Origin of the sequence: Virgibacillus proomii (assembly GCF_900162615.1) — a bacterium.
Classification (GTDB): domain Bacteria; phylum Bacillota; class Bacilli; order Bacillales; family Amphibacillaceae; genus Virgibacillus; species Virgibacillus proomii.
Genome location: NZ_FUFN01000007.1, coordinates 32,493 through 58,317, shown reverse-complemented (window position 1 = coordinate 58,317; position 25,825 = coordinate 32,493). Strand labels below are relative to the sequence as shown.

Genomic DNA, 25,825 nt, shown 5'->3' with positions numbered 1-25,825 from the left:
GTTTCTGATATGGAAAAGCAAATAGGGGAGTTATATGAGCAATTAGGAGATTTAAAAGGAAAGCTAAGTGATTTGTTAGAAGAAAATCATCGGCTAGTAATGGAAAATCATAATCTTCGCAGTCATTTACAACATACAAATTCTGGTGGTAAAGATATGGATAATCATGACAGAAAAAAGGAGCAAGGGAAAAGTTTCCCAGGTGAAGGTTATGATAACTTGGCTCGTCTTTACGAAGAAGGTTTTCATATTTGCAATCTGGAATTTGGCAGTCCACGGCGCAATGAAGATTGTATTTTTTGTTTGGATTTTCTTAATAAGACAAAATAAAATAAGCTTCCCTGTTTTTTTGCAGGGGACGGGTGTATGGCTGCTTTCATTTTGGGGCAGCCTTTATTACATTGTAAAAAACTGGAATAGTATAATCATAAATAGTTCTCCTTTATTTTTGGTACAAGAAAAAATAAAGAAAGGATACTTATATGGTTGAAATATATGACAACGAACGGTTAGATTATTTATTAGCAGAAGAACGGATGAAAATAATTCAAAGCCCAGAGGTTTTTTCTTTTTCTTTAGATGCTGTTTTGTTGGCTAACTTTGCGTATGTACCGATAAAAAGAGGAAAGATACTTGATTTATGTACAGGAAATGGAGTTATTCCGCTATTATTATCGAGAAAAACGAAAGCAAAGATCACTGGTGTGGAATTACAAGAGAGAATATATGATATGGCTGTAAGAAATGTGAAGCTCAATCGTTTAACTGAACAAATAGACATGATACATGAGGATCTAAAAAAACTACAGCCAATTCTTGGACAAAGCAGCTTTGATGCAGTTACTTGTAACCCACCATATTTTCCTACACCACTGCAATCAGAACATAATGAAAATCCGTATCTTACTATTGCTAGACATGAGGTTTATTGTACATTAGAAGATGTGGTTAAAGCCTGTAAATTATATGTTCGACCTGGTGGAAAAGTATCTATGGTGCACAGACCGGGTAGACTTGTAGATATTATTAGCTTATTTCGTAAATACAAACTGGAGCCTAAACGCTTACAGCTTGTTTATTCAAAACAAGGACGTGAAGCTAATATGCTCTTAATAGAAGGTACAAGAGATGGTAAAGCTGATCTAAAGATATTGCCTCCTTTATATATTTATAATGAAGCTGGAGATTATACAAAAGAAGCAAAGGAAATTATTTATGGAACATAAACATATCGTATATATCTTACTATGTAAGGACCGATCACTTTACACAGGCTATACAAACAATTTAGAGCATCGACTAAAAATGCATCAGGAAGGAAAGGGAGCAAAATATACACGCGGGAGAGGACCTTTTCGGGTTGTTTATGTAGAACAATTTCCTACTAAAGTGCAGGCAATGAAAAAAGAATATGAAATTAAACAGCTTACAAGGAAAGGGAAATTACAACTTATTCGGGATAGACTGAAAGAAGTGGTGAGTTATGAAATTACAGAAAAGTTTTGAGCAAAAAGAAGCTGCGGTTTACGTTGTTCCTACGCCGATTGGTAATTTAGAGGATATTACCTACCGAGCATTATCTATTTTGACATCGGTGTCTGTGATTGCTGCTGAGGATACGAGAAACACGAAAAATTTATTGCGGCATTTTGATATAGCTACACCGCTAATTAGTTATCATGAACATAATAAATTAGCCCGAGAAGATCAATTAATAATGAGAGTGAAAAATGGAGAATCGATTGCACTGGTAAGTGATGCCGGAATGCCGGTTATTTCCGATCCAGGTCAGGAATTGGTTCGGGCAGCTGTTGCCAAGGATATTTCTGTCGTAGTTTTACCAGGGGCAAATGCTGCTTTATGTGCATTAGTAGGTTCCGGTCTTTCAGCTAAAGAGTTTTATTTTTATGGTTTTTTACCACGTAAGAAAAAGGAAAAAGAAGCTGAATTAGATCGATTAGCTTCGATACAGGCGACATTATTATTTTATGAATCGCCATACCGTTTAAAAGACACCTTAAAAGCCTTGCAAGAAGTGTTAGGGAATCGCAAAGCGACGCTTGCAAGAGAATTAACAAAGCGATTTGAAGAATATCTTCGTGGTACATTGGAAGAAGTGCTCACATATGTAAGCAATCATGAGATTAAAGGGGAATGCTGTATCGTAGTGGAGGGCGCATTACAAGCTTCTCAGCAAAATAGTTTATGGTGGAGTCGTTTGAGCATTGAAGAACATATTGACTATTATCGCAGAACGAACGGTATGTCTAGCAAGGAAGCTATTAAGCTTGTAGCAAAAGAAAGGCAACTGCCAAAACGCGAAGTATATCAGAAATACCATATGAATGAATAAAGTGAAACTTCCATGAGTGGGGATTTTCTTTCATCTCCACTCATGGTTAGACTGCAAGGGTATGACCTAAAGGCTCTTGAATCAATGGGGCATTTATTGGCAGTAAGATGTGGGATAAATGGACAGCAAAAAAAGGTCTGACGTGCAATATGCATGCATCCGACCTTTTTGATAACGTAAAGGTAGTATAGTATTTTTTTGCGCCCATGTAAGGGAAAATCAACCTTGATGCCATGATCAATCTAGAAAAATAAAAAGTTTTGTAATTGTAAACTTTTTATTTTTTAGCGTATAGAAATACGGGTACAGGCACAGGTACAAAGCGACTGAAATGGGCGCACACTTCTTTGTACAATTAATTGTTTAATCTCGATTCTATTTCTTTAACTAATTGTTTTGCACCTTCTGGGCTGAGAACTAGTTTACCGTTTGCCAAGGACAAGTTATCATCAGATACTTCTCCTGTAAGGTGACAAGTCATGTTAGGCTTATACTTTTTGAGAATAATTTTGTCATTTTCAACGTAAATCTCCATAGCATCCTTTTCTTGGATCTCCAGTGTACGTCGAAGTTCCATTGGGATTACTACACGGCCAAGTTCATCAACTTTACGGACAATTCCGGTGGACTTCAAATTACTTTTCCCCCCTACGGTAGGAACAACGTGACTATACTTATTATTGTAAGTGTCAGCGTTCTCCAATAAATTTAGTAACTAGAAAAATCGTCATATTTCGACAGGTTTCTATGCAATAGAATACCAGTGTTTCTTTTTTCTGTCAATAATTATTTACCAGAAAATTAAATAATTTGACCATGGTCGATATCCCTTTATTTAAGGTCTGTTTCAGGTGTTCTTTGTCAATACTAGTGAAGGAGAGAACGCGATGATTATAGTATAAAAATTGGAAGTTTATTCGACAAATTTTTACCATATTCATTCCTAACGCTTTCGGGTGAAATCTAAAAGGTAATTAATGGAGCATATTTGCCGAAAATCCCGACGATTTTATTCCAAGGGTTACCATTTTTAGTATTGTATTTGTGTATTGTAAAAATGCTAATGTCTAAGCAAAGGGAAAGTCAATTATTTGTTTCTATAAACTTTAGCAAATACAATTCTCTATGTTTTTTAACCCCCCGGTATTTTGTAATTTGGCTATACCAATTTGATTTAATTTTAATGGTGCTGGTCAATTTATCTTTATACGTTAGGTGAGAAGGATGCCCGATTGGTTCATTTAACATTTATTGGAAAAAATCGTTCCGAGAAATGAAGATTCACTTTAATCTCGTTTAGAAGGTCTAGTTGGTGCATCGAGCGCTTTTAGCTTTTGTTCATTTCTACGGAAAATTTTTTCTACACACTATTTGGCAAATAGCATGAGAAAAGCTACAATAGTAATAGTTTAGAAAAGGATGTAGGTTGATGTACAAGGAGGTAGGGGTTATGGTACACGATAAGAAAACATTTTATATAACGACACCGATTTATTACCCTAGTGGAAAATTGCATATTGGTCATGCATATTCAACAGTAGCAGGAGATGCTGTTGCACGATATAAGCGGATGCGCGGGTTTGATGTCATGTATTTGACAGGGACGGACGAACATGGACAAAAGATTCAAAAGAAGGCTACAGAAAGCGGGGTTACCCCACAAGAATATGTAGATAATATTGTAGCCGGTATTCAAAAATTATGGAAAAAATTAAAAATAACAAATGATGATTTTATACGTACAACGGAAGAACGTCATAAAAAAATCGTTGCCAAAATCTTTGATCAACTTGTTAAACAAGGTGACATTTACTTAGACGAGTATGAGGGCTGGTATTGCACGTCTTGTGAATCATTTTTTACGGAGCGACAATTAGAAGATGGACATTGTCCAGATTGTGGAGGTCCAGTAGAGAAGGTAAAAGAAGAATCTTATTTCTTTAAGATGAGTAAATATGTCGATCGGCTTATTCAATACTACGACGAAAATCCAAATTTCATTCAGCCCGAAAGCCGCAAAAATGAAATGTTAAATAATTTTATTAAACCTGGATTAGAGGACTTAGCAGTTTCTAGAACAACCTTTGATTGGGGGATTAAAGTACCCGGAGATCCAAAGCATGTTATTTACGTATGGATTGATGCATTGACCAACTACATAACTGCTTTAGGGTATGGTACTGACAATAATTCTAAATTTCAGAAATATTGGCCAGCTGATGTTCATTTAATGAGTAAGGAAATTGTTAGATTTCATACCATTTATTGGCCGATTATGCTAATGGCTTTAGATCTGCCTCTACCGAAGAAGGTATTTGCCCATGGCTGGATTTTAATGAAAGATGGAAAAATGTCTAAATCAAAAGGCAATGTCATCGATCCGGTTAAGTTGATCGATCGTTATGGCTTAGATGCACTTCGTTATTATTTACTGCGCGAAGTGCCATTTGGCTCTGATGGAGTTTTTACACCGGAGGGATTTGTTGAACGAACTAATTATGATTTAGCGAATGATTTAGGCAATTTGCTTAATCGTACTGTTGCGATGATTAACAAATATTTTGCTGGTGAAATGCCAGCTTACCAAGCTTCTGAGACAGATATTGATACAGCTCTAGAAGCATTTGGTAAAGAAACAGTGAAAAAAGTAGAGCAAGCAATGGAAGCAATGCAATTCTCTGTGGCGCTGGCTTCTATTTGGCAATTAATTAGCCGGACAAATAAGTACATTGATGAAACAGAGCCTTGGGTATTAGCAAAAGACGAGACCAATCAGAACCGTCTAGGGAATGTCATGGCTCATCTTGCTGAATTTTTACGTAAGATTGCTGTTATGCTGCAGCCATTTCTTACAGATGCGCCTGCGGAAATTTTCCGTCAGTTAAATATTACGGACGAAGAACTGAAACAATGGGACAGCCTATATAAAGAAGGGCAAATTAAAGCAGGAGTCAAGGTACAAAAAGGCAAGCCGATCTTTCCACGGCTAGATGTAGAAAAAGAAGTACAGGCAATTAAAGCGATGATGCAAAATACTCAAGAACCGAAAAAACAGGTAAAAAAATCAGCAGAGGCAAAAGAAGAAATAGTGTTTGATGATTTTATGAAATTAGATATGCGTGTTGCTGAAGTATTAAAAGCAGAGCCTATAAAAAATGCAGACAAGCTATTAAAACTCCAACTGGATTTAGGTAATGAAAAACGTCAAGTTGTCTCAGGTATTGCTAAACACTATCAGCCTGCTGAATTAGTAGGAAAGAAAGTTATTTGTGTAACAAACTTAAAGCCGGTTAAATTACGTGGAGAAAAATCAGAAGGCATGATTCTTTCTGGTGAAGATAAAGCAGGCAAGCTTGTATTAGCTACTGTAGAATCATCTCTTCCAAATGGATCGGTTGTAAAATAATATAGGTGAAAAAAGACCAATGCTAATAAAGTGAAACTTCATTTCTTGGAATGCTTTTCCCAAGAAATGTTAGATGAACCAATCGGGCATTTAGATGCCGTTTTCTCCCACTTTGACCCTTTGTATCAACTCAGGCTCGAAGTCGGAGTCTTACGGCACCTTACATACGGGATAAAGCTTGGTCTTTTCCTAAATGCCATCCTGCTTCGTCTAATTTGTGGTTCAGTTCAAAAAAAGAGGTTAAAAAGGACCAAGGTCGGCTATGATCTCAGGCGTTCGGAGAAAAGTTATAGTATTACTGTCGACGTTTTACAATGCTGATACGGCTGCGTCCTGTCCAGCGTGGTTCACTATGTTTCGAGGGTATAAACTAGATATAAAAGAGCAGGCGTTTGGTTATTGGGTAAAAACTGGAAACTTCTAACGAGACAATGAAACTTTTATACAAGGAGTATTTTTCTCCTTGAAGTGGAACAAAGGTTAAAAATGTAACGTCTTTTCTGGGAAAAAAGAAAACCGCTTTTTCTTCGTATGATGTATCGTTGATGAAGCTTTTTGCTATTCTTGTCCTTGAAAAAAGCCGCGATGTTTAATCAAGAAGCTTTCCTTGTACAGTCCATCCAAACGAATCAGGGTCAGAGCTGTTTTTCTCACGATGTTCAGGTTATAAATACTGTTAGAAGCGAGGAAAATACGGTCCATAAACAAGAGGTTACATTTTCACTACATTGGATTTTAAAATTTTATACATTTTAATGTGTGAAATAATTCGTCGAGTCATTTTATTGGGCTTTTTGAACAACCTCTTAAAGGAGTGAAGAAATTGTTATTTGATTCCCATGTGCATTTAAATGCTAGAGATTTTTTTGAAGACCGTGATGAAACGATTAAACGAGCGCTTGCAGCAGGAGTAAAATATATGGTTGTCGTCGGTTTTGATCGCGAGACGATTCCTTTGGCGATAGAAATCGCTGAACAACATAAGACCATTTATGCTGCAGTCGGTTGGCATCCGGTTGATGCGATCGATATGACAGATCGTGAATTAGAGTGGATAGAGGAGCTCTCCGCCCATCCTAAAGTGGTGGCTATTGGAGAAATGGGACTAGATTATCATTGGGATAAGTCACCGAAAGATGTACAAATAGAAGTTTTTCGTAAACAGATACGTTTAGCTAAAAAGCTGAACATGCCGATCATTATTCACAATCGGGAGGCAACAGAAGATATTATTGAGGTTCTTAAAGAAGAGGATGCAGCATCCGTAGGGGGGATTATGCATTGCTATAATGATTCTGCTGATTATGTACAGACCTGTTTAGATATGAACTTTTATATTTCTCTAGGTGGACCCGTTACATTTAAAAATGCTACACTACCAAAAGAGGTTGCTGTTCAAGTACCTCTGGACAGATTATTAATTGAAACTGATGCACCGTTTTTAGCTCCACATCCATATCGGGGAAAAAGAAATGAACCAGCATATGTAAAATTAGTAGCAAAGAAAATAGCAGAACTTAGGGGCATGACTTTGGAAGAAATTAGTGAAGCCACGACAAGAAATGCCATTTCTCTCTTTCGTTTGAATATATGAGGGTTGTAATAAAAGTAAAACAATTTGTGAAAAAATAGGAAAAACACGGAAAAAAGAAGGATTGCTTCATTGCTTTCCTTCTTTTTTTCTTAGCTTTTTAATAGCTGGTTAATCCCATATGTATCAATTGTTACAAGGGATTTCAGAAAAAATAAAAAGCGATTATTTTTCGCGTGTAACCGAAATGTAATACAAACGTAATTGGAATTACTTTGACTTTGCATATAACTGTTACTATAATCAAAATGCATTAAGAGGGAGGCTGAAGCATGCGAATGTTTTCAAAGCTAATGCCGGCGTCGACATTAAAGTTAGTAATTTCGTGTGTCGGTGTTTTAGCGCTTGTTTTACTTTCTGGATTCACTTTATTTGAGGCGACCAAAGCAGAAGTCGTATTCATAGAAGACGGAAAAGAGAAAACAGTAAAAACGCATAAAAACACCATAGGGGAATTACTAGCTGATTTAGATATTAACGTCGGAGAGCATGATCACTTATCCCACAACATAGATGATTCCATTAAAAACGGAATGGAAATCAATTACATCAAAGCAAAGCAAGTGTTCGTGACTATTGACGGAGAACAAAAAGAATATTATACAACGGCAGCTACGATAGATGAATTTTTAAAAGAGAATAAACTTTCTTTTCAAGAACAAGACGATGTATCTTATACCAAAGGCGACGCCATTGAAGATGGATTGCATATAACAGTAAATCAGGCATTCCAGATTACAATTAATGATGGTGGGAAAGAAAAACGTATTTGGACCACAGGCGGTACGGTGGCAGACTTGCTGGAAAAAGCAAAGGTAGAATATGCAAAAGACAGCGCTGACAAAGTAAAGCCTGCATTAGATGAAAAGGTTATGGAAAATATGACCGTTACAGTTGTCCGTGTGGAAAAAGAAAAAGATAGTGTCATGGAAAAACTGGCATTTTCAACCGAAAAAAAAGAGGACAGCAGTTTAGCACAAGGTGAAACAAGAGTCTTGTCGGAAGGAAAAGACGGTAAGGTTAAAAAGGTTTATGAAATTATTAAAGAAAATGGCAAAGAAGTAAGTAGAGAACTTATCAATGAGGAAATTATTGAAGAAAGTAAAAATCGAGTTGTTGCAATTGGTGCAAAGGAGCCAAAGCAGGAACAAAACCTAGTAACGTTATCGAATAAGAAGCCAACTTCTGATAATAACGATGCTTCCTCGAGTGAAACTAATACTGATACGGGAAAAACGTTTACTATGACAGCAAGCGCATATACCTCTACCTGTAATGGTTGTTCAGGTCTAACAGCGACAGGGATTAATCTAAAAGCAAACCCAAATATGAAGGTTATCGCTGTTGATCCAAGTGTTATTCCATTAGGCTCAAAAGTTCGGGTTGAGGGTTATGGCGAGGCTATTGCTTCGGATACAGGAGGACACATTGTTGGAAACCGGATTGATGTACATGTGCCTTCTAAACAGGCTGCATATAGTTGGGGAGTTAAAACCGTAACTGTAAAAATTTTAAATTAATCATCATGCTCTTATCATGTTATAGTGATAAGAGCATGATTTGTTTTATCCAGCCTCTGAGGTTCCGTAAGGCCTCGCTATTGGACTTTAGGATGAATCCTAAGTTATTTTACCTGTAATGAGCGACATTCGAATAGAATCATAAAACAAAGCGTGCTAGGATATAATGGTTATACTAAGAAACAAAGATGAAGATATGTAGGAAGAGGGACGAGTGTGAAAGTAAAAGAAGTGATTGTCGTAGAAGGAAAAGATGATACAGCAAAGGTTCTGCAAGCAGTAGACGCTGATACAATTGAGACAAATGGTTCTGCGATCAATCCATCCATTCTAAAGCAAATTCAACATGCAAAGCAAAAGCGGGGAATTATTATTTTTACCGATCCAGATTATCCTGGAGAACGTATTCGTCATATTATAGATCAAGCTGTTCCTGGTTGTAAGCATGCGTTTTTGACACGTGATCAAGCAAAAGCAAAGCACTCGAAAAATAAAAGCTTAGGAATTGAACATGCCTCCATTCAAGCGATCCAGCGAGCATTAGCGTCTGTATATGAACTGCAAGAAACGTTTACAAGTAATATAACAAAGGCGGATCTAATCGATTATGGATTAATTGGCGGCATGGAAGCTGCACAAAAACGGAAGCGACTTGGGGAAATATTACACATTGGTCATACCAATGGAAAACAGCTAATAAAACGATTAACGATGTTTAAAATTAGTAAAGATGAATTAGAACAAGCGCTGATGCAAATCATGCAGGAGGATGAATGAGGATGACAGTCCATAAATATATTGCTACCCCGTCTCGTACAAAGGAAATATTGAATAAATATAATTTCTCTTTCAAGAAAAGTTTGGGGCAAAATTTTTTAGTGGACAGTAATATTTTAGAAAATATTATTCGCCATGCAGGAATCACTAAGGATGTAGGGGTTATTGAAATAGGGCCGGGAATCGGGGCATTAACGGAGCAATTGGCTATACATGCGAAGAAGGTGCTAGCGTTTGAAATTGATCAGCGTCTATTACCAGTATTAGCTGATACACTTAGACCATATAACAATATTGAAATCGTCCATCAAGATATTTTAAAAGCCGATGTTAAAGAACTGATTGCTGCTCATTTCCCAGCTGAAGAAACCGTTCAGCTTGTTGCTAATTTGCCTTATTATATAACAACACCTATTTTAATGAAGCTGTTAAAAGATCGATTACCTATAGAAAGTTTTACCGTAATGATTCAGAAAGAAGTAGCAGACCGTATGGCTGCACGTCCCAATAGTAAAAGTTATGGATCGTTATCACTTGCCGTTCAATATTATACAGAGGCAGAAGTAGTGATGCATGTCCCAAAGAGTGTGTTTATGCCTCAACCAAATGTAGATTCAAGCATTTTAAAATTAGTTACGCGTAAAGTCCCGCCTGTTGAAGTAGATAATGAAGCGTACTTTTTTTCGTTCATTCAGGCTTGTTTCGCGCAACGAAGGAAAACATTACGAAATAATTTAGCAAACTTTTTTAGAGCTAATTTAATAAAAGATGAAATTACGTCGATTCTTAATCAAGTTGGTATAGATGGAACAAGACGAGGAGAATCATTAAGTATAGAAGAATTTGCTGCTGCGGCAAATGCGTTTTATCGTACAATATCTGAGTGATGTTATGGACATAGGATTCACTCCCTTGATCTACCCTAATCCCCCCTGGCAGGCTATATTTGCTTTTTAGGGGGGATTTATTTTATGAGAGGAGCATTTTTATGGCTAAAAATGTTCAATCTTTGTAAAGGACGTAACGATCTTAACCTTTGATTACTTTTTCGTAGAGAAAAACGATTTTTGAGTAATGTTCAATTTATACCCACCTTTAAAAAATCAGTCCAATAATAAAGCAGATGCACTTATGTCAGACGCACAGTTTTTTGGGCAATTCATAAGATATATTAAACGTTTGGGCAAGGAAGGCTGTGAGGTGGAGAATGAGCTTTACAAAAGGAGATTTAGTAACAAGATATTCTTATAATCATGATGTATTGTTTCGGATTTCGTCTGTAAAAGATGAGTATGCAGATTTAGTTGGCGAAGATATTCGCCTCAAAGCAGATGCGCCGATATCTGATTTAAGATCAGTTCAAGAACGAGAATTACAAAAGCGCAGACAGAAAGGAAAAGAAAAGGAAGAATTCTCTTATCGCCTGTTTCGTCAAGACTATCATTTGATGAAGGAAAAACGCAATTATCAAGCAACGGATGGCTTTACGCATGAAGCGTCATTTTTTCAACTCCCAGCAAAGGTTTTACATGTAGATGGCGATCAGACGTATTTAAAAAAATGTATTGAACTATACAACCGGATTGGTCTTCAGGTACATGGTGTGCACCTACATGAACGGGAAATGCCGGTACAGATTGTGGAACTGGTAACAAAAATTCATCCAGATATTATTGTGATTACTGGTCATGATTCATTTTCTAAAAATAAAGGACCAAAGCATGATATTCGTGCTTATAGGAATTCGAAGTATTTTGTTGAGACAGTTCGTGAAGCGAGAAAAATGAATCCAAATTTGGATCAGTTAATTATTTTTGCCGGGGCATGTCAATCGCATTTTGAATCCTTAATTCGCGCTGGGGCTAATTTTGCCAGTTCTCCATTACGCGTAAACATCCATGCCTTAGATCCTGTATATATCGTTGCTAAAATTGCTTTTACCCCTTTTATGGAGAAGGTAAGTGTATGGGATGCCATTCGCAATACACTAACAGGTAATAAAGGAGTGGGAGGTGTGGACACAAAAGGCTTACTAAGGACAGGTCTGCCCTATATAGAAGAAGAACAAGACTTAAGCAGCTTACCTTAATGGTGAGGTTGCTTTTTTAAAAAGGACAAGTTAGAACAAAAACGCAGGCGTTTGGATGTAACCTAGACGAAGTTATTTTATACTATAGAAAAGTATAAAATTTTAGAGTTTATCGTATAAGAAAAACTACAGCTTTCGTTAAATACTTACCGACAAGCCAAGTTTTTCTAAAAAAAGATATTTACCATGTAGAAAGAGATATAATTTCCCATAACATTGAAAAAGTTAAAGGCATCTCTCTCCATTAGTCAAGATTTCCAAGCAAAATGTGCATAAAAAGTTAACAAATACAAATAATAAACGAAATTAGGGAAATAAATTATTGACAATGAAAATATAATATTGATATAATATATAGTTTCATTTGACTGATGTACAAGTTTGTGGTATGCTTATTTACAGTGAGGTGGAGTATAGTGGCGAAAACATTAATCGAAATTAAGCAAGGTCTTGAAGGTCAGGTAGGGAAACGGTTAAAGCTTAAAGCGAATGGTGGTAGAAGAAAAACAATTGAGCGGTCCGGGATCCTGGCTGAAACCTATCCTTCTGTATTTATCGTTGAGCTTGACCAAGAAGAAAATGCATTCGAACGTGTTTCATATAGCTATGCAGACGTTTTAACCGAAACAGTGGAACTTAAATTCATGGACGATCGAAACATTGCATCCGCTGTAGAGCAGTAGACCATATGTTTACTGCTTTTGTTTTAGAATTAATTAACAGAATACTTTTAACATTTATTAAACACCCCCCTAAATGTTTCCTTTTTTGTTTACATATAACGGTTTTGTTATTGGAATAAATGCGCATACTAAAAGTGTCGTAATTACTCATTACGTTAAAGGGGGTTGTTCTTTCATGGCTAGACGACGTGGAATGATGTCAGACCAATTGAAAGAAGAAATTGCCAAAGAGTTAGGATTTTACGACACGGTGCAAAGGGAAGGCTGGGGCGGCATAAAAGCACGTGATGCTGGAAATATGGTGAAACGAGCTATTGAAAAAGCCGAAGCAAGTATGCAACAAGGCAAATCCTAATCGGATTTGCCTTGTCTTTACATATACCCATTACTTTGCCGTAAGGTAATTTTAAGCGTGTAAAAATTTTTTATTGTAGAGAAAGACGCTCTCTCGTGAAAAATCGTTTTAAACCTTATTGTACAGTTGCTTAAAACATATAGGTGTATATGCTTTTCCTTTTGCAGTCGCTCGATAAATTGGAATATGTTACAATTTCATTATCTAAAAACAAGTAGGTGACGGGCGATGGCAATATTTGAAAAAGCACCCGCTAAAATAAATTTATCACTTGATGTTTTAAGCAAAAGAAGCGATGGCTACCATAATATAGAAATGATTATGACAACGATCGATTTAGCCGATCGTATTAAACTGAATGAATTAGCTGAAGACCGTATTGAAATTTCATTAGAAAGTAGATATGTCCCAAGCGATGAACGAAATTTAGCTTATCAAGCTGCATCTTTATTTAAACAAACTTATGGGATACATAAGGGAGTGCATATTACCATTGAAAAAAATATCCCCGTTTCTGCAGGGCTTGCTGGTGGAAGTGCAGACGCTGCGGCGGTCTTAAAAGGTCTAAATCGGCTATGGTCGATGCAAATTTCCGAAGAAGAGCTGCTCAAATTAGGAGCAACATTAGGTACAGACGTTCCGTTTTGTATTTGTGGACAAACAGCAATCGTTAAAGGGCGTGGTGAAATTGTAGAACCACTTCCTTCACCACCTTCTTGCTGGGTAGTTTTAGCTAAACCAGATATCGGGGTATCCTCCAGAACAATTTTCCAACAGATTGTAATGGGGGATATTGTTCACCCACAAACAGCTAAAGTCATTAAAGCATTGAAAGAAAATAATTTTGAAAATCTCTGCCAAAGCTTAGGTAACGCCTTAGAGCCTTTAACTATAAAACAATATCCCGAAGTACAGCAAATTAAACATGTGTTGAAACAAGCTGGAGCAGCTGCTGTGTTAATGAGCGGCAGTGGTCCAACGGTATATGGCCTCGTCGAGCATGAGAGGAAAGCGAGGAAAATTTACAACGGCATGCGAGGCTTTTGTGAGGAAGTATACTATGTAAGATTGTTAGGATAATTATATTGGTAAAAAGCGTATAATAATGGTATATTAAGAAGAAACATTCGGTTTTGAGGTGTGAAGATGAAAAGAAGTAATCGTTTAGTTGTATTGTCTAATTTTTTTCTCGAAAATCCGAGAAAGCATACTCAGTTACCTTATTTTGTGTCACGATTAGAAACAACTAAAGCTTCTGTAAGTGAGGATATGGATATTATTGATGAGGTATTTCGCCGCGAAGGCATTGGATATTTGCAACGGACGACGGGTGCTGGTGGTGGCGTGAAGTATATACCGTTTAGTATTCATGAAAAAAATAAAGTATTTATAGAAAAACTCTGTCAGAGTCTTGAAGATCCGGCTCGTATCCTTCCAGGCGGCTATCTGTATATGAGTGATCTATTAGGAGATCCAAACACCATAAGAGAGATCGGCAGAGTATTTACATCAGCATTTTCTGATAAGGATATTGATGTGGTTGTAACCGTAGCTACAAAAGGGATACCGTTAGCTTATGCAGTTGCTTCCTTTCTCAATGTACCGGTAGTTATTGTTCGGAGAGATCCGAAAGTAACAGAGGGATCTTCTGTAAGTATTAATTATGTATCGGGCTCTTCTAAAAAAATTCAAACGATGGTATTGCCAAAGCGAAGTTTACCAGAGGGATCCAATGTTTGTATTGTTGATGATTTTATGAAAGCTGGTGGAACGATTACAGGTATGAAGAATTTGCTAGAAGAGTTTGATGCAACGGTCCAAGGAATTGGGGTATTAGCTGAAGCAGATGATGAAGAGGAAGAGCGAGTAATTGATGATTATATATCATTAATAAAAATATCCAATGTGGATATAAAGAAAAAGCAGATTGATGTACAAGTCGGTAACTATCTTGAGATTTACAAAACAAACGGACAGTCTCCTAAAAATGAATAACAGTCAGAGTTTTTTGGGGTTGACAGCTCCTAATGTTATAGGGGGGCAAATTGGAGCAAGAAATAAAGACATAAAATAAAACTTTTAAGCTTTTAATAATAAGCTTGTAGAACGGAAAGAAGTAAAAATCGTTATAAGGATATGTAGTCACGAAAGGAATGACTATCATTTCATGTGCTGATTGCAGTAATGAAGTATTTTTTAATAAATCAGATGAATACATAAAGCGTGATCGATGGCTGGAATTATACTAACAGGTAACAGATAATTCGTTTATTACGCAGGTTAGACGTGTGAAAAGTTCGTCATAATAACAAAAAGAGTCCTCTTGTGTTTTAGATAAATATAAAGCAAAGAAATAGATGTTACGATGTATAACTGGTAAAAAGAGGAATATATATTAAGAGAGCAAAGGGAACTGTCAGAGGAAGAACAAAGAGAATTAAATCAATGTCTACTTGTGGAATTAATTGACATTTATTAAGAAAGTTGGTAAGGGAAACAATAATAACATTGTTTTGTTATTGTTTCCTTTGTTGTTTTATTAATCTAAAAAATAATACCGGTAGCTAGTTTTGCGTCGCCTTTTGGTACTCCAAATTTAATAAGTCTTTTTCTTACATAATCTTTTGATACTTTCTGTGACTTTTTCCTATTTTTCTAGCGTTACGCTTTACAGCAACTGTATATTTCCTTGAAAATGGCTTGAGTATATATCCCCAGCTTTGACAACTTTTCCAAGAGCTTTTAATCCTTTTAAACTTTTCCCAAATATAATGGTTTATGATTATTATTTTGCTCTTACTAATTTGTTTATAAATAACTTCACTTTTTATTAAATCCTGTTTAATTGATGGACTATTTATTTCGAACATATCAGGGTGACATTGCTGTTTTCCTATTTTAATGAACAAGAATGAGGGTATTGGCAGTAAGCTTAAAATATAGATGAGGATAACAAGCTTGTGTAGATCTTTTTTTCGTAGCAAGATTAAATACTAAGTTCGTATCAAACTTGATATTTCAATAGCACTATTGTGTAACGGAGAAGTCGAATTGGTTGATGGAAGATTCCTGCAATGGTTTGGGTAATTATATCTGCTCCTATATAGCGGCACGCTTGTTTAAAATAGTTTTGTCTAACTGTGCGCTCATAATGTAGCAAATTGTGGTCTTCTTCCTACGATAGTCAACATCAGCTCGAATCTAAAGGAAGTCCGACTTACATCGAGTTTTCGCTCAGGCGTCGGCGTGGTTTTGTTGCAGATACATGTTTTCTTTATCCAATATAAGGTGCTGTATTTTTCTCATTTCAAAAATCTACGTATTATTTTGCGATCTCTATGAGAGAAACGACTCCTAAATTTCCCCTTCGATTGGGCGACAGGACATGGAAGGCTACGACAGCGACGCATCACACGCAGAAAAAGTGTTTTTCTTTTTTTAAGGAAAAAAGTACTCTTTGAATGAAGTTTCCTTTTATTTCATTAGAAGATCTGCTGTTTGTATGCCACAAAATGAGCGCTGCTAGTTTTAGTTTTACATAAGAAAAAAATCTAGCATTGAAAATATTTTATTTTTTTTAATAATTTAGCAGGAATTTTAATAGTTTTGTTGAAGTAGTTAATATAGATTCAAATGCGAAAAGGTGGTGACACATCATGGAAGTAACCGACGTTCGGTTGCGCCGCGTTAATACGGAAGGTAGAATGCGGGCGATTGCATCAATTACTTTGGATCAGGAGTTTGTTGTCCATGACATCCGAGTGATTGATGGAAATAATGGACTATTTGTAGCGATGCCATCTAAGCGAACCCCGGATGGTGAATTTAGAGATATTGCTCACCCGATCAATTCAGGGACACGGGCAAAAATTCAGGATGCTGTGTTAGAAGAGTATCATCGAGCAGGCGAGGCAGAAGTAAAATATGAAGAAGCGGGAGCCTCCTAAGCAATCTTTTCTAATAATAATATTTTATAGCAACTAGAGGTCTAATCTACATCAGGTTAGCCTTCTTTTTTTGTTGAAAACGGTTACTACCTTTTGATACAAGGAAAAATTTTATGCATTTTTCGTAAAGAAAATAGATAGTACTGATAGTACTGGAGAATGCCTTAATGCACATATTTAAACAATAGAATTTTCGCTTGCGGTTGGCTTGATTCCTTGTTACGTACAAAGAAATTTGTTGCGTTTTTTTAATACTATATGAAAGTATAAAATTTAGGGTTTATCCCGGATGTAAGGCTCCGTATTTTTCTCAATTCAAAAATGAGCTAATGATGTTGCGAACAAGCTGAGAAAAACGGTTCCTAAATCCCCGATTGGTTCAGAGGCCTTTAGGTCATACTCTTGTGATACTAACATTCAGTAGGAGAGGGAAGAAAACTCCTACACAATGAAGTTTCACTTTATCGTATAAAAAACGATAGCTTTTGCCATAAAGACTTGGCGACAAGCAAGTTTTTCTAAATGTATTTGAACAATCTCTATACAGACAACTGGATAATGCATCCAGACGAACTTCTTTAAATATGAATATTCTGCTGAAAATGGATAGTTTTGTACTGTTATAGGCCTTGATTTACATGGTTTATCTATTGAAATGAACTGTCATTTAAGATATATTCATAATGGGTAAATCGAAATGATGGAGGTTTCTTTATATGACGAATCGATATGCTGTTGTTTTAGCAGCTGGACAGGGTACAAGAATGAAATCAAAGCTTTACAAAGTACTCCATCCAATAGCAGGTCGACCAATGGTGCAACATGTCATTGATCAAATAAGCAGCGTGAATGTAGATAAAGTAATTACCATTGTCGGGTTTGGTGCTGAAGATGTGAAGAAGCATATTGGTGCTAAAAGTGAGTTTGTTCTTCAAGAGGAACAACTGGGAACTGGGCATGCGGTGCTACAGGCAGAAGCGCTTTTAAAAGACAAAGAAGGTACAACCATTGTGGTTTGTGGCGATACACCGTTAATTACAAAAGAAACATATCAATCTCTTATTGATCATCATGAAAAATCAGGTGCAAAAGCGACAATTCTTACTGCAAAGGCCCCTAATCCATTTGGTTATGGCAGGATTATTCGCAATGAAGCAAATGGTGTAGAACGAATTGTAGAGCATAAAGATGCAAATGACAAGGAATTACTTGTAGATGAAATTAATACAGGTACATATTGTTTTGATAATCAAGCATTATTTCAAGCGTTGAAGCAAGTTTCTAATAATAACGCACAGGGTGAGTATTATTTGCCAGATGTCATAGAAATCCTCCAACAGCAAGGGGAAATTGTAAGTGCGTATATAACGCACAACTTTGATGAAACTTTAGGTATTAATGATCGAGTTGCTTTGGCAGAGGCAGAAAAGATTATGAAGCTGCGCATCAATGAACGGCATATGAAAAATGGTGTAACGATAGTTGATCCAGAGCACACATATATTGGACCAGATGTTAAAATTGGTGCTGATACAATTATCCATCCTGGGACAATCCTTAAAGGCGAAACGGTGATTGAAGAGGAGGCAGAGATCGGCCCTTATTCAGAGCTAATTAATTGTTATGTAGGAAAAGGAACGATTGTTAAACAAAGTGTTGCTAGTGATAGTAAAATTGGCAATCATGTAAAAGTTGGACCATATGCTCATCTTCGTCCTGAAAGCTCCATTGGCAATAACGGTAAAATAGGTAATTTTGTAGAGATTAAAAAGACAGACCTCAAGGAAAATAGCAAAGTCTCCCACTTGAGTTATATAGGTGATGCGCACGTAGGAAGCAATGTGAATATTGGTTGTGGTACAATAACAGTGAACTATGACGGCAAACATAAATATGTAACGACAATTGAAGATGATTCATTTATTGGATGCAATTCAAATCTCATTGCTCCTGTAACCATTGGAAGGGGTTCCTATGTTGCAGCTGGATCAACCATTACAAAGGACGTGCCAGAGGATTCTTTATCAGTAGCTAGAGCGCGGCAAACGAATAAAGAAGGATATGCATCAAAAATAAAAAAACAGAAAAAAGATTAACGGAGGGTATTAACTCATGGCATCTACTTACAAGGATTCATCCTTGAAGGTTTTTACATTAAATTCTAATCGCAAATTGGCGCAAGACATCGCAGACCACATCGGTACTAAGCTGGGGAAGTGTACCGTATCCCGGTTTAGTGATGGTGAGATTCAAATTAATATTGAAGAAAGCATTCGCGGATGTGATGTTTATGTCGTTCAATCAACTTGTTCTCCAGTTAATGATCATTTGATGGAATTATTAATTATGATCGATGCTTTAAAACGAGCATCAGCCAAATCTATTAATATTGTTATGCCGTATTATGGATATGCTAGACAAGATCGTAAAGCTAGATCCCGTGAGCCTATAGCGGCAAAACTAGTAGCTAATCTACTAGAAACATCCGGTGCTAATCGGGTTATAACACTAGATTTGCATGCACCGCAAATTCAAGGATTTTTTGATATACCGATCGATCATTTGCAAGGTGTTCCAATTCTTTCAGATTACTTTGAAGCAATGAATTTAGAGGATACTATTATTGTCTCTCCTGATCATGGCGGGGTGACACGGGCACGTAAAATGGCAGATCGCCTAAAGGCGCCTATTGGAATAATTGATAAGCGTAGACCTCGTCCAAATGTTGCCGAAGTAATGAATATTGTGGGAAATATTGAAGGAAAGACAGCGATTCTTATCGATGACATTATTGATACAGCAGGTACCATTACTCTTGCAGCCAATGCGCTAGTTGAAAACGGAGCAAAAGAAGTGTATGCTTGCTGTACGCATCCAGTCTTATCAGGTCCGGCTATTGAACGTATTAACAGTTCAAAAATAAAAGAGCTAGTCATTACGAATTCGATTCCATTACCAGAGGACAAGCAAATTAATAAAATCACACAGTTGTCTGTCGCGCCTTTAATTGGGGAAGCGATTATTCGTGTGCATGAGTTACAATCTGTAAGCATTTTATTTGATTGATGTTTAAGCCATAAGTAAAACGGGTATTATCTAAGATGTGTATTGTATCCCGCATATAATGACAGTAAGACCTCCATTTCAATACCGAGGTGAAACCTAGGAGGTTAAGTGAAGGATCAAACTGTAAGACAAATGCTCGATCCTAATGAATTAATTGCATGAATGAAATTAAAAGCGTAAAATTTCAAGATAGAAGTACTGCAACAAGTCAAGGTTTTTTGTTAAATTTTGGAGGATGATAAATATGGCAGTCAAATTAGCAGCGCAATTAAGAGAAGATCATACTAAATCAGCAACAAAGGAGATTAGAAATAGCGGTCATGTGCCAGCTGTTTTATACGGAAAAGGAAAAGAAACGAAATCTATTTCCGTCAATAGTATCGAACTGGTAAAAACGGTACGTGATGAAGGAAGAAATGCGATCATTTCATTACAAGTCGAAAATGAAGCACCTGTTGATGTAATGTTGCATGAGTACCAAATTGATCCCTTAAGAGATGAACTTATTCATGCGGACTTTTATATCGTTGATATGGCTGAAGAGATGGATGTAGAAGTAAACTTGCGTCTGGAAGGCGAAGCAATAGGAACGAAGGATGGAGGCGTGCTTCAACAGCCATTACATGAATTGCAAGTTCGTGCAAAGCCAGCTGACATTCCGGAAGAAATTGTTGTGGACATTTCTGATCTTGGAATAGGTGACAGTATCGCTGTTGGTGATATTAAAACGAATGGTAATTACACTATTTTAGATGATGAAGTTACTACAGTTGTAACAGTATTAGCTCCAGACACAGCTAAAGATTTAGAGGGAGAAACGCCAGTTGAAAATGCTGAGCCGGAATTAGTCGGTGCCGAAAAGGACAAAGAAGAAGAAGCTTAATTTGCAAAATAAGTAATCACACCCTCAAACTATTTGGAGCATGTCTCAAGTAAGAGCTCTCAGTATCTACCCTTTATCAATGTGAAAGAGAGTTCGTGTATTAGCTTATAGATGAGGAAGCACTCTCCCTCCTGTTTAGGGGGGAGAGTTGTGTTGTATTATTTAAGCAGTATAAAATTTTTAGAAATGCGTGACAGATGTAAGTATAGATAGTGTAGAAGCTAGACAACAAAACATCTGCATTTAAGTCCTGCAGAAGTTTGGTTTTTAAAGGTTAAAAACTTATCCCGCATCTAAGGTGCCGTAAGACTCCCGCTTCAAGAGTCTTGAGTTGATACAAAAGGGTCTAAGTGGGAGAAAACGGCACCTAAATGCCCGATTCGTTCAAGCTAACATTCAGCAGGAGATGGAAGAAAACTCCTACTGAATGAAGTTTCACTTTATTATTGCTTAGCTTATATTCAATACGCAGTGTTTTTATTTTAGAAAGATATTAAAAAAAGGAAGAAGTTATGATGAAATGTATTATTGGATTGGGAAATCCAGGAAAGAAATATGAGAACACAAGACATAATGTAGGTTTCATGGTTATTGATGAGTTACTAAAGCGCTATCAGTGGAAGCTCGACAAAACGAAATTTAAAGGGGACTATACCATCGCTCAATTAGAAACAGAAAAAGTTATGCTGATAAAGCCGCAAACGTTTATGAACCTTTCTGGCGAAGCTGTAAGACCGCTGATGGATTATTATAATATTGATTTAGAAAATATTTTGATTATTTTTGATGATTTAGACTTACCTGTAGGTAAAATTCGCCTGCGTCAAAAAGGTGGGCATGGTGGACATAATGGCATTAGATCTATTATTAATCATGTAGGATCAAAAGATTTTAAACGAATTCGCATTGGTATTGGAAGACCACAAACAACATCACTTACTATCGTTGATTACGTACTTCAATCCTTCCCTAAAAATGAACTAGAGGAAGTCATGCAAGGGGTAAGAAAAGCAGCAGATGCATGTGAGGCTTGGCTAAATAAGCCGTTTGATGAAGTGATGAACGAATATAATAAGTAATTACCACATAAGATAAAAGACAAACTTAAATTGAATCACTTCTTTCATTTGTATAGACGAAGGCAATTTCGGATACACTTATTACCAATAACTACTTGTTATTGGAGGTGACTCCTTTTGCCTATCATATATTTATGCAGGCATTGTGGTCAGAAAATAGGAAGCATTCAACAGAAGGTTATAGATACAACAATGCTAGGTTTTGATCAATTAACGATGAAGGAAAAAGAAGAGATGATCACTTATAAACCAAATGGAGATGTCCATATAAAGGTTATCTGTGAGAATTGTGAAGAAGCCTTAGGACATCATCCACATTATCATGAATTAGACTTTTTTATACAATAAAAGCAAGCTGCTGCTTTGGTAATAGAACCAAGGCGTTTTTGTGCTTATATACAAAGGGTGAAGACTTGGACATTACAAAGTATGGAAAAGTCAGTTTTACACAGATTCGCTTGTTAAGACTTACGTCACCCAATGTAAGTGGAGGTTTAGTAATGAAGGGTATACAATCATATTTACAATCGAAAGAAGATATACAGTCCGTGATTAAAGGAATATTAGCTGGAATGGATGAGCAGCTAGTTGCTGGATTATCAGGTTCAGCTAGAGGACTGCTTGTATCTGCAATTCATGGTGAAGTCAAAAAGCCTATTTTGCTTATAACGCACCAACTAGTACAGGCGCAACAATTATATGATGACCTTACTGGGTTTATTAGTGAAGAAGAGGTCCATTTATATCCAGTGAACGAATTAATTGCATCAGAAATTGCGATTGCTAGTCCCGAATTGCGAAGTCAGCGTATCGAGTCATTAATGGCTTGGTCAAAAAATAGGTCGGGAATTTTAATTGCCCCTGTTGCAGCATTAAAGCGAATTCTTCCTCCACCAGACTATTGGGAGAAATATCAACTTCCTTTTAAACTAGGTGAGGATATTGATGTCGAAGCTTACCTATCTTCTTTAGTAGACATGGGCTACAATCATGCTTCTATGGTTACTTCTCCTGGTGAGTTTAGTAGACGTGGTGGAATTATTGATGTTTATCCACTCACCGAGAAGCATCCGATTCGCATTGAATTATTTGATGAAGAAATTGATTCGATTAGGTATTTTGACGCAGAAACGCAGCGTTCCTTAGATAAACTAAAAGAAATTACAATTGGTCCGGCTACAGAGTTACTGTTAAGTCAAACTGATATTTACGCTGCTGGTGAGCGTGTCGAGGAAGCGCTTGCTGAAACATTAAAAACGCTCAAATCTAAAGAATCAAAGGAAACGCTTACAGAAGTAGTGAAGACTGACATAGAACGTTTAAAAAATCTGGAGCATTTTTCAGAAATGTATAAATATATTGGTTATATGTATAGGCAGCCAGCTAGTTTACTAGATTATTTACCACAGGATGGTCAAATTATTATCGATGAAATGAGTCGAATACAAGAGACGGCTTTACATTTGGATACAGAAGAGGCAGATTGGTATAGTAGCCTCCTAGCATCCCATCAGATGGTAAAAAATAGCGTTTTTTCCTTTGATTGGCATGCCATTTGGGAACGAATGAAACAGCCGCGACTGTATATGTCTGTATTTTTACGCCATATTCCAAATACACAACCGAAAAATATTATTAATTTATCCTCTAGACCCATGCAAGAGTTTCATGGACAAATGCATTTATTAAAGAATGAATTGAAAAGATGGGAAAAAGGGGATTACTCCGTTGTCGTTGTAGCATCAGATGAGAACCGAGCTGAAAAGATCCATTCTATTTTCTTAGATTATGATATGGAATTTGGTATTGCGAAACATCTGTATCTTCCGGTTGAAAAACCGACGATTACAGTAGGTAATATTTCCAGCGGCGTTGAACTGCCAATGCATAAGGTAGTTCTAGTTACGGAGCAGGAGTTATTTAAGAAACGAACAAAACGGCCACGAAAACAGCAGAAAATATCTAATGCTGAGCGAATTAAGGATTATCAAGAATTAAAGGTTGGCGATTATGTTGTCCATGCAAACCATGGTATTGGAAAGTATCTTGGTATTGAGACATTACAAGTAAACGATTTGCATAAAGATTATATGCTAATCAAATATTCCGGCGATGATAAGTTATTTGTACCGATTGATCAAATCGATCAAGTGCAAAAGTTTGTTGGCTCAGAAGGAAAAGAGCCTAGGTTGTATAAATTAGGCGGAAGTGAATGGAAAAAAGTAAAACGCAAAGTTCAATCCTCCGTGGAAGATATAGCAGATGACTTAATTAAATTGTATGCTGAAAGAGAAGCGAGAAAGGGATTTGCCTTTTCAAAAGATACAGAAATGCAGAGAGAGTTTGAAGCGTCCTTCCAATATCAGGAAACAGAGGATCAATTGCGTTGTATAGAAGAGATCAAACGAGATATGGAAAAAGAACGCCCGATGGATCGTTTGCTCTGCGGTGATGTAGGTTATGGGAAAACCGAAGTCGCTATTCGTGCAGCATTTAAAGCCATTATGGATGATAAGCAAGTCGCTTTATTAGTCCCTACTACCATTTTGGCACAGCAGCATTTTGAGACGATTCGAGAGCGGTTCCAGGATTATCCAATATCTATTGGGCTGTTGAGTAGATTCCGAACTAGAAAGCAACAGAAAGAAACATTGGAAAAATTACGAAAAGGTACGATTGATATTGTTATTGGAACGCATCGTCTTTTATCTAAAGACGTACAGTACCATGATTTAGGTCTTTTAATTGTCGATGAGGAGCAGCGTTTTGGAGTTAAACATAAGGAAAAAATTAAACAGCTAAAAACAAATGTAGACGTACTTACCTTGACAGCTACACCAATTCCGAGGACACTTCATATGTCCATGCTTGGTGTTCGGGATCTGTCCGTTATCGAAACACCACCAGAAAACCGTTTCCCAGTTCAGACATATGTCATGGAATATAATCCCGTTTTTATACGTGAAGCAATTGAACGAGAAATGGCACGTGGTGGGCAAGTATTCTTTCTTCATAATCGGGTAGAAAATATTGAAGAAGTAGCGAGAGAGCTAGGAAGACATGTTGACGCGAGAATTGCTGTTGCTCATGGACAAATGAACGAAACAGAACTGGAAAATGTCATTTTCGCTTTTTTAGAAGGGGAATTTGATGTACTTGTTAGCACGACCATTATCGAAACCGGTGTCGATATTCCTAATGTAAATACGTTAATAGTCAATGATGCGGACCGGATGGGATTGAGTCAACTGTATCAATTGCGTGGTCGGGTCGGTCGTTCTAATCGAGTTGCTTATGCCTACTTTACGTACAAAAGAGATAAAGTGTTGACAGAGGTAGCAGAAAAAAGATTGCAAGCAATAAAAGAATTTACAGAGTTAGGCTCCGGATTTAAAATAGCGATGCGCGATTTATCCATTCGCGGAGCGGGAAATCTATTAGGTGCTCAGCAACATGGATTTATAGATTCAGTAGGTTTTGATATGTACTCACAAATGCTAAAAGAAGCGATTGATGCTCGAAAAGAAGGTAAGGATACAAAAGATATTAAACCGTTTGAATCAGAATTAACATTAAATATCGATGCATATATTCCTGATGAGTATATTGATGATGAAAAACAGAAAATTGATATTTATAAACAATTTCAAACGATGGAATCCAGAGCAGATGCGGAAGATTTACGTGATGAATTAATCGATCGTTTTGGTGATTATCCAGAGGAAGTTGACCATTTATTTACGGTAGCGATACTAAAAATGCTAGCTAAGCGAGAAAGAATAGTATCAATTAGTGAAAAAAATAACAAAATAGAAGTACTCGTAGATGAAGAACGTAGTCAGCAAATTGATGGCGCAAAACTATTTGAAATAGCAAATACATTTGGTCGAGGCGTACAGCTGGGTACGGAAAAGAATAAGCTAAAGCTTGTATTTAAATATACAAAAGATACAAAAGCCGATCGTTACTCTAATGTAGCAGAATTTATTGAAAAACTAACAGATGTAAATCGTAAATCGTAAAAAATTGGTATTTCATGTATAGTTATCCTGCTTTGCTTCATACTAAAACCACAA

Annotated in this window: 22 protein-coding genes; 21 read left to right on the top strand and 1 reads right to left on the bottom strand. The window is 36.7% G+C overall.

Going from position 1 to position 25,825, the window contains the following annotated elements; all coding sequences use genetic code 11:
• The first annotated feature begins 9 nt into the window (after positions 1 to 9).
• The 4 genes from yabA to rsmI all read left to right on the top strand — a co-directional run bounded on the left by yabA (position 10) and on the right by rsmI (position 2,353).
• Positions 10 to 330, top strand: coding sequence for a DNA replication initiation control protein YabA (gene yabA, locus BN1066_RS00335; protein ID WP_077317639.1), 321 nt, complete (start codon positions 10 to 12; stop codon positions 328 to 330).
• A gap of 152 nt (positions 331 to 482) precedes the next feature.
• Positions 483 to 1,226: a tRNA1(Val) (adenine(37)-N6)-methyltransferase gene (locus BN1066_RS00330; RefSeq protein ID WP_077317515.1), complete on the top strand. Its 744-nt coding sequence runs from the start codon at positions 483 to 485 to the stop codon at positions 1,224 to 1,226.
• Positions 1,216 to 1,506, top strand: coding sequence for a GIY-YIG nuclease family protein (locus BN1066_RS00325; protein WP_077317514.1), 291 nt, complete (start codon positions 1,216 to 1,218; stop codon positions 1,504 to 1,506). The genes BN1066_RS00330 and BN1066_RS00325 overlap by 11 nt, the downstream gene beginning before the upstream one ends.
• Entirely contained in the window at positions 1,484 to 2,353 is an 870-nt protein-coding gene (rsmI, locus tag BN1066_RS00320) for a 16S rRNA (cytidine(1402)-2'-O)-methyltransferase (protein WP_077317513.1), read from the top strand. Before BN1066_RS00325 ends, rsmI begins: the two co-directional genes overlap by 23 nt.
• 355 nt (positions 2,354 to 2,708) lie before the next feature.
• On the opposite strand, the gene BN1066_RS00315 is transcribed toward rsmI, so the two are convergent.
• Positions 2,709 to 2,987, bottom strand: a complete 279-nt coding sequence (locus tag BN1066_RS00315) for a transition state genes transcriptional regulator AbrB (protein WP_077317512.1) — start codon at positions 2,985 to 2,987, stop codon at positions 2,709 to 2,711.
• A gap of 795 nt (positions 2,988 to 3,782) precedes the next feature.
• Here BN1066_RS00315 and metG point away from each other — a divergent pair.
• The 17 genes from metG (at position 3,783) to mfd (ending at position 25,771) form a co-directional block, all read left to right on the top strand.
• Positions 3,783 to 5,759 (top strand): methionine--tRNA ligase, encoded by a 1,977-nt coding sequence (gene metG / locus BN1066_RS00310; protein WP_342745582.1) that lies wholly within the window; start codon positions 3,783 to 3,785, stop codon positions 5,757 to 5,759.
• A gap of 823 nt (positions 5,760 to 6,582) precedes the next feature.
• Complete coding sequence (locus BN1066_RS00305) at positions 6,583 to 7,353, top strand: TatD family hydrolase (protein ID WP_077317510.1); 771 nt, start codon at positions 6,583 to 6,585, stop codon at positions 7,351 to 7,353.
• Positions 7,354 to 7,622: 269 nt separating this feature from the next.
• Positions 7,623 to 8,870: a resuscitation-promoting factor gene (locus BN1066_RS00300; RefSeq protein WP_077317509.1), complete on the top strand. Its 1,248-nt coding sequence runs from the start codon at positions 7,623 to 7,625 to the stop codon at positions 8,868 to 8,870.
• Between the two features lie 216 nt (positions 8,871 to 9,086).
• Positions 9,087 to 9,647 (top strand): ribonuclease M5, encoded by a 561-nt coding sequence (gene rnmV, locus BN1066_RS00295; protein ID WP_077317508.1) that lies wholly within the window; start codon positions 9,087 to 9,089, stop codon positions 9,645 to 9,647.
• A 2-nt stretch (positions 9,648 to 9,649) separates the two neighbouring features.
• Positions 9,650 to 10,534 carry a 16S rRNA (adenine(1518)-N(6)/adenine(1519)-N(6))-dimethyltransferase RsmA gene (rsmA, locus tag BN1066_RS00290; protein ID WP_077317507.1) on the top strand — a complete coding sequence of 295 codons (885 nt, stop codon included), beginning with the start codon at positions 9,650 to 9,652 and terminating at the stop codon, positions 10,532 to 10,534.
• Positions 10,535 to 10,854: 320 nt separating this feature from the next.
• Positions 10,855 to 11,736: a sporulation peptidase YabG gene (yabG, locus tag BN1066_RS00285; protein ID WP_077317506.1), complete on the top strand. Its 882-nt coding sequence runs from the start codon at positions 10,855 to 10,857 to the stop codon at positions 11,734 to 11,736.
• Between the two features lie 416 nt (positions 11,737 to 12,152).
• Complete coding sequence (veg, locus tag BN1066_RS00280; protein WP_077317505.1) at positions 12,153 to 12,419, top strand: biofilm formation stimulator Veg; 267 nt, start codon at positions 12,153 to 12,155, stop codon at positions 12,417 to 12,419.
• 175 nt (positions 12,420 to 12,594) lie between these two features.
• The gene (locus BN1066_RS00275) at positions 12,595 to 12,774 is read left to right on the top strand and encodes a small, acid-soluble spore protein, alpha/beta type (RefSeq protein ID WP_077317504.1); all 180 of its coding nucleotides are present in this window, start codon (positions 12,595 to 12,597) and stop codon (positions 12,772 to 12,774) included.
• 228 nt (positions 12,775 to 13,002) lie between these two features.
• Positions 13,003 to 13,854, top strand: coding sequence for a 4-(cytidine 5'-diphospho)-2-C-methyl-D-erythritol kinase (gene ispE, locus BN1066_RS00270; RefSeq protein ID WP_077317503.1), 852 nt, complete (start codon positions 13,003 to 13,005; stop codon positions 13,852 to 13,854).
• Between the two features lie 66 nt (positions 13,855 to 13,920).
• Positions 13,921 to 14,769, top strand: coding sequence for a pur operon repressor (gene purR / locus BN1066_RS00265; RefSeq protein ID WP_077317502.1), 849 nt, complete (start codon positions 13,921 to 13,923; stop codon positions 14,767 to 14,769).
• Between the two features lie 1,661 nt (positions 14,770 to 16,430).
• The gene (spoVG, locus tag BN1066_RS00255; protein ID WP_021290353.1) at positions 16,431 to 16,721 is read left to right on the top strand and encodes a septation regulator SpoVG; all 291 of its coding nucleotides are present in this window, start codon (positions 16,431 to 16,433) and stop codon (positions 16,719 to 16,721) included.
• A gap of 716 nt (positions 16,722 to 17,437) precedes the next feature.
• The gene (gene glmU, locus BN1066_RS00250; protein ID WP_077317500.1) at positions 17,438 to 18,817 is read left to right on the top strand and encodes a bifunctional UDP-N-acetylglucosamine diphosphorylase/glucosamine-1-phosphate N-acetyltransferase GlmU; all 1,380 of its coding nucleotides are present in this window, start codon (positions 17,438 to 17,440) and stop codon (positions 18,815 to 18,817) included.
• A 16-nt stretch (positions 18,818 to 18,833) separates the two neighbouring features.
• Positions 18,834 to 19,787 (top strand): ribose-phosphate diphosphokinase, encoded by a 954-nt coding sequence (locus BN1066_RS00245; RefSeq protein WP_077317499.1) that lies wholly within the window; start codon positions 18,834 to 18,836, stop codon positions 19,785 to 19,787.
• Positions 19,788 to 20,031: 244 nt separating this feature from the next.
• On the top strand, positions 20,032 to 20,670 hold the full coding sequence (locus tag BN1066_RS00240; protein WP_077317498.1) for a 50S ribosomal protein L25/general stress protein Ctc: 639 nt from the start codon (positions 20,032 to 20,034) through the stop codon (positions 20,668 to 20,670).
• A 515-nt stretch (positions 20,671 to 21,185) separates the two neighbouring features.
• The gene (gene pth / locus BN1066_RS00235) at positions 21,186 to 21,749 is read left to right on the top strand and encodes an aminoacyl-tRNA hydrolase (RefSeq protein ID WP_077317497.1); all 564 of its coding nucleotides are present in this window, start codon (positions 21,186 to 21,188) and stop codon (positions 21,747 to 21,749) included.
• 117 nt (positions 21,750 to 21,866) lie between these two features.
• Entirely contained in the window at positions 21,867 to 22,097 is a 231-nt protein-coding gene (fin, locus tag BN1066_RS00230) for an anti-sigma-F factor Fin (protein ID WP_077317496.1), read from the top strand.
• Between the two features lie 152 nt (positions 22,098 to 22,249).
• Positions 22,250 to 25,771, top strand: a complete 3,522-nt coding sequence (gene mfd, locus BN1066_RS00225) for a transcription-repair coupling factor (RefSeq protein ID WP_077317495.1) — start codon at positions 22,250 to 22,252, stop codon at positions 25,769 to 25,771.
• Positions 25,772 to 25,825: the final 54 nt, after the last annotated feature.

What these genes read in the sequence shown, in the direction of transcription:
- glmU (WP_077317500.1), top strand. Translation starts at nt 17,438, where the DNA reads ATGACGAATCGATATGCTGTTGTTTTAGCAGCTGGACAGGGTACAAGA.
- BN1066_RS00300 (WP_077317509.1), top strand. Translation starts at nt 7,623, where the DNA reads ATGCGAATGTTTTCAAAGCTAATGCCGGCGTCGACATTAAAGTTAGTA.
- purR (WP_077317502.1), top strand. Translation starts at nt 13,921, where the DNA reads ATGAAAAGAAGTAATCGTTTAGTTGTATTGTCTAATTTTTTTCTCGAA.
- BN1066_RS00245 (WP_077317499.1), top strand. Translation starts at nt 18,834, where the DNA reads ATGGCATCTACTTACAAGGATTCATCCTTGAAGGTTTTTACATTAAAT.
- yabA (WP_077317639.1), top strand. Translation starts at nt 10, where the DNA reads ATGGAAAAGCAAATAGGGGAGTTATATGAGCAATTAGGAGATTTAAAA.
- rsmI (WP_077317513.1), top strand. Translation starts at nt 1,484, where the DNA reads ATGAAATTACAGAAAAGTTTTGAGCAAAAAGAAGCTGCGGTTTACGTT.
- rsmA (WP_077317507.1), top strand. Translation starts at nt 9,650, where the DNA reads ATGACAGTCCATAAATATATTGCTACCCCGTCTCGTACAAAGGAAATA.
- BN1066_RS00240 (WP_077317498.1), top strand. Translation starts at nt 20,032, where the DNA reads ATGGCAGTCAAATTAGCAGCGCAATTAAGAGAAGATCATACTAAATCA.
- BN1066_RS00275 (WP_077317504.1), top strand. Translation starts at nt 12,595, where the DNA reads ATGGCTAGACGACGTGGAATGATGTCAGACCAATTGAAAGAAGAAATT.
- BN1066_RS00325 (WP_077317514.1), top strand. Translation starts at nt 1,216, where the DNA reads ATGGAACATAAACATATCGTATATATCTTACTATGTAAGGACCGATCA.
- metG (WP_342745582.1), top strand. Translation starts at nt 3,783, where the DNA reads ATGTACAAGGAGGTAGGGGTTATGGTACACGATAAGAAAACATTTTAT.
- pth (WP_077317497.1), top strand. Translation starts at nt 21,186, where the DNA reads ATGAAATGTATTATTGGATTGGGAAATCCAGGAAAGAAATATGAGAAC.
- spoVG (WP_021290353.1), top strand. Translation starts at nt 16,431, where the DNA reads ATGGAAGTAACCGACGTTCGGTTGCGCCGCGTTAATACGGAAGGTAGA.
- ispE (WP_077317503.1), top strand. Translation starts at nt 13,003, where the DNA reads ATGGCAATATTTGAAAAAGCACCCGCTAAAATAAATTTATCACTTGAT.
- mfd (WP_077317495.1), top strand. Translation starts at nt 22,250, where the DNA reads ATGAAGGGTATACAATCATATTTACAATCGAAAGAAGATATACAGTCC.
- BN1066_RS00330 (WP_077317515.1), top strand. Translation starts at nt 483, where the DNA reads ATGGTTGAAATATATGACAACGAACGGTTAGATTATTTATTAGCAGAA.
- yabG (WP_077317506.1), top strand. Translation starts at nt 10,855, where the DNA reads ATGAGCTTTACAAAAGGAGATTTAGTAACAAGATATTCTTATAATCAT.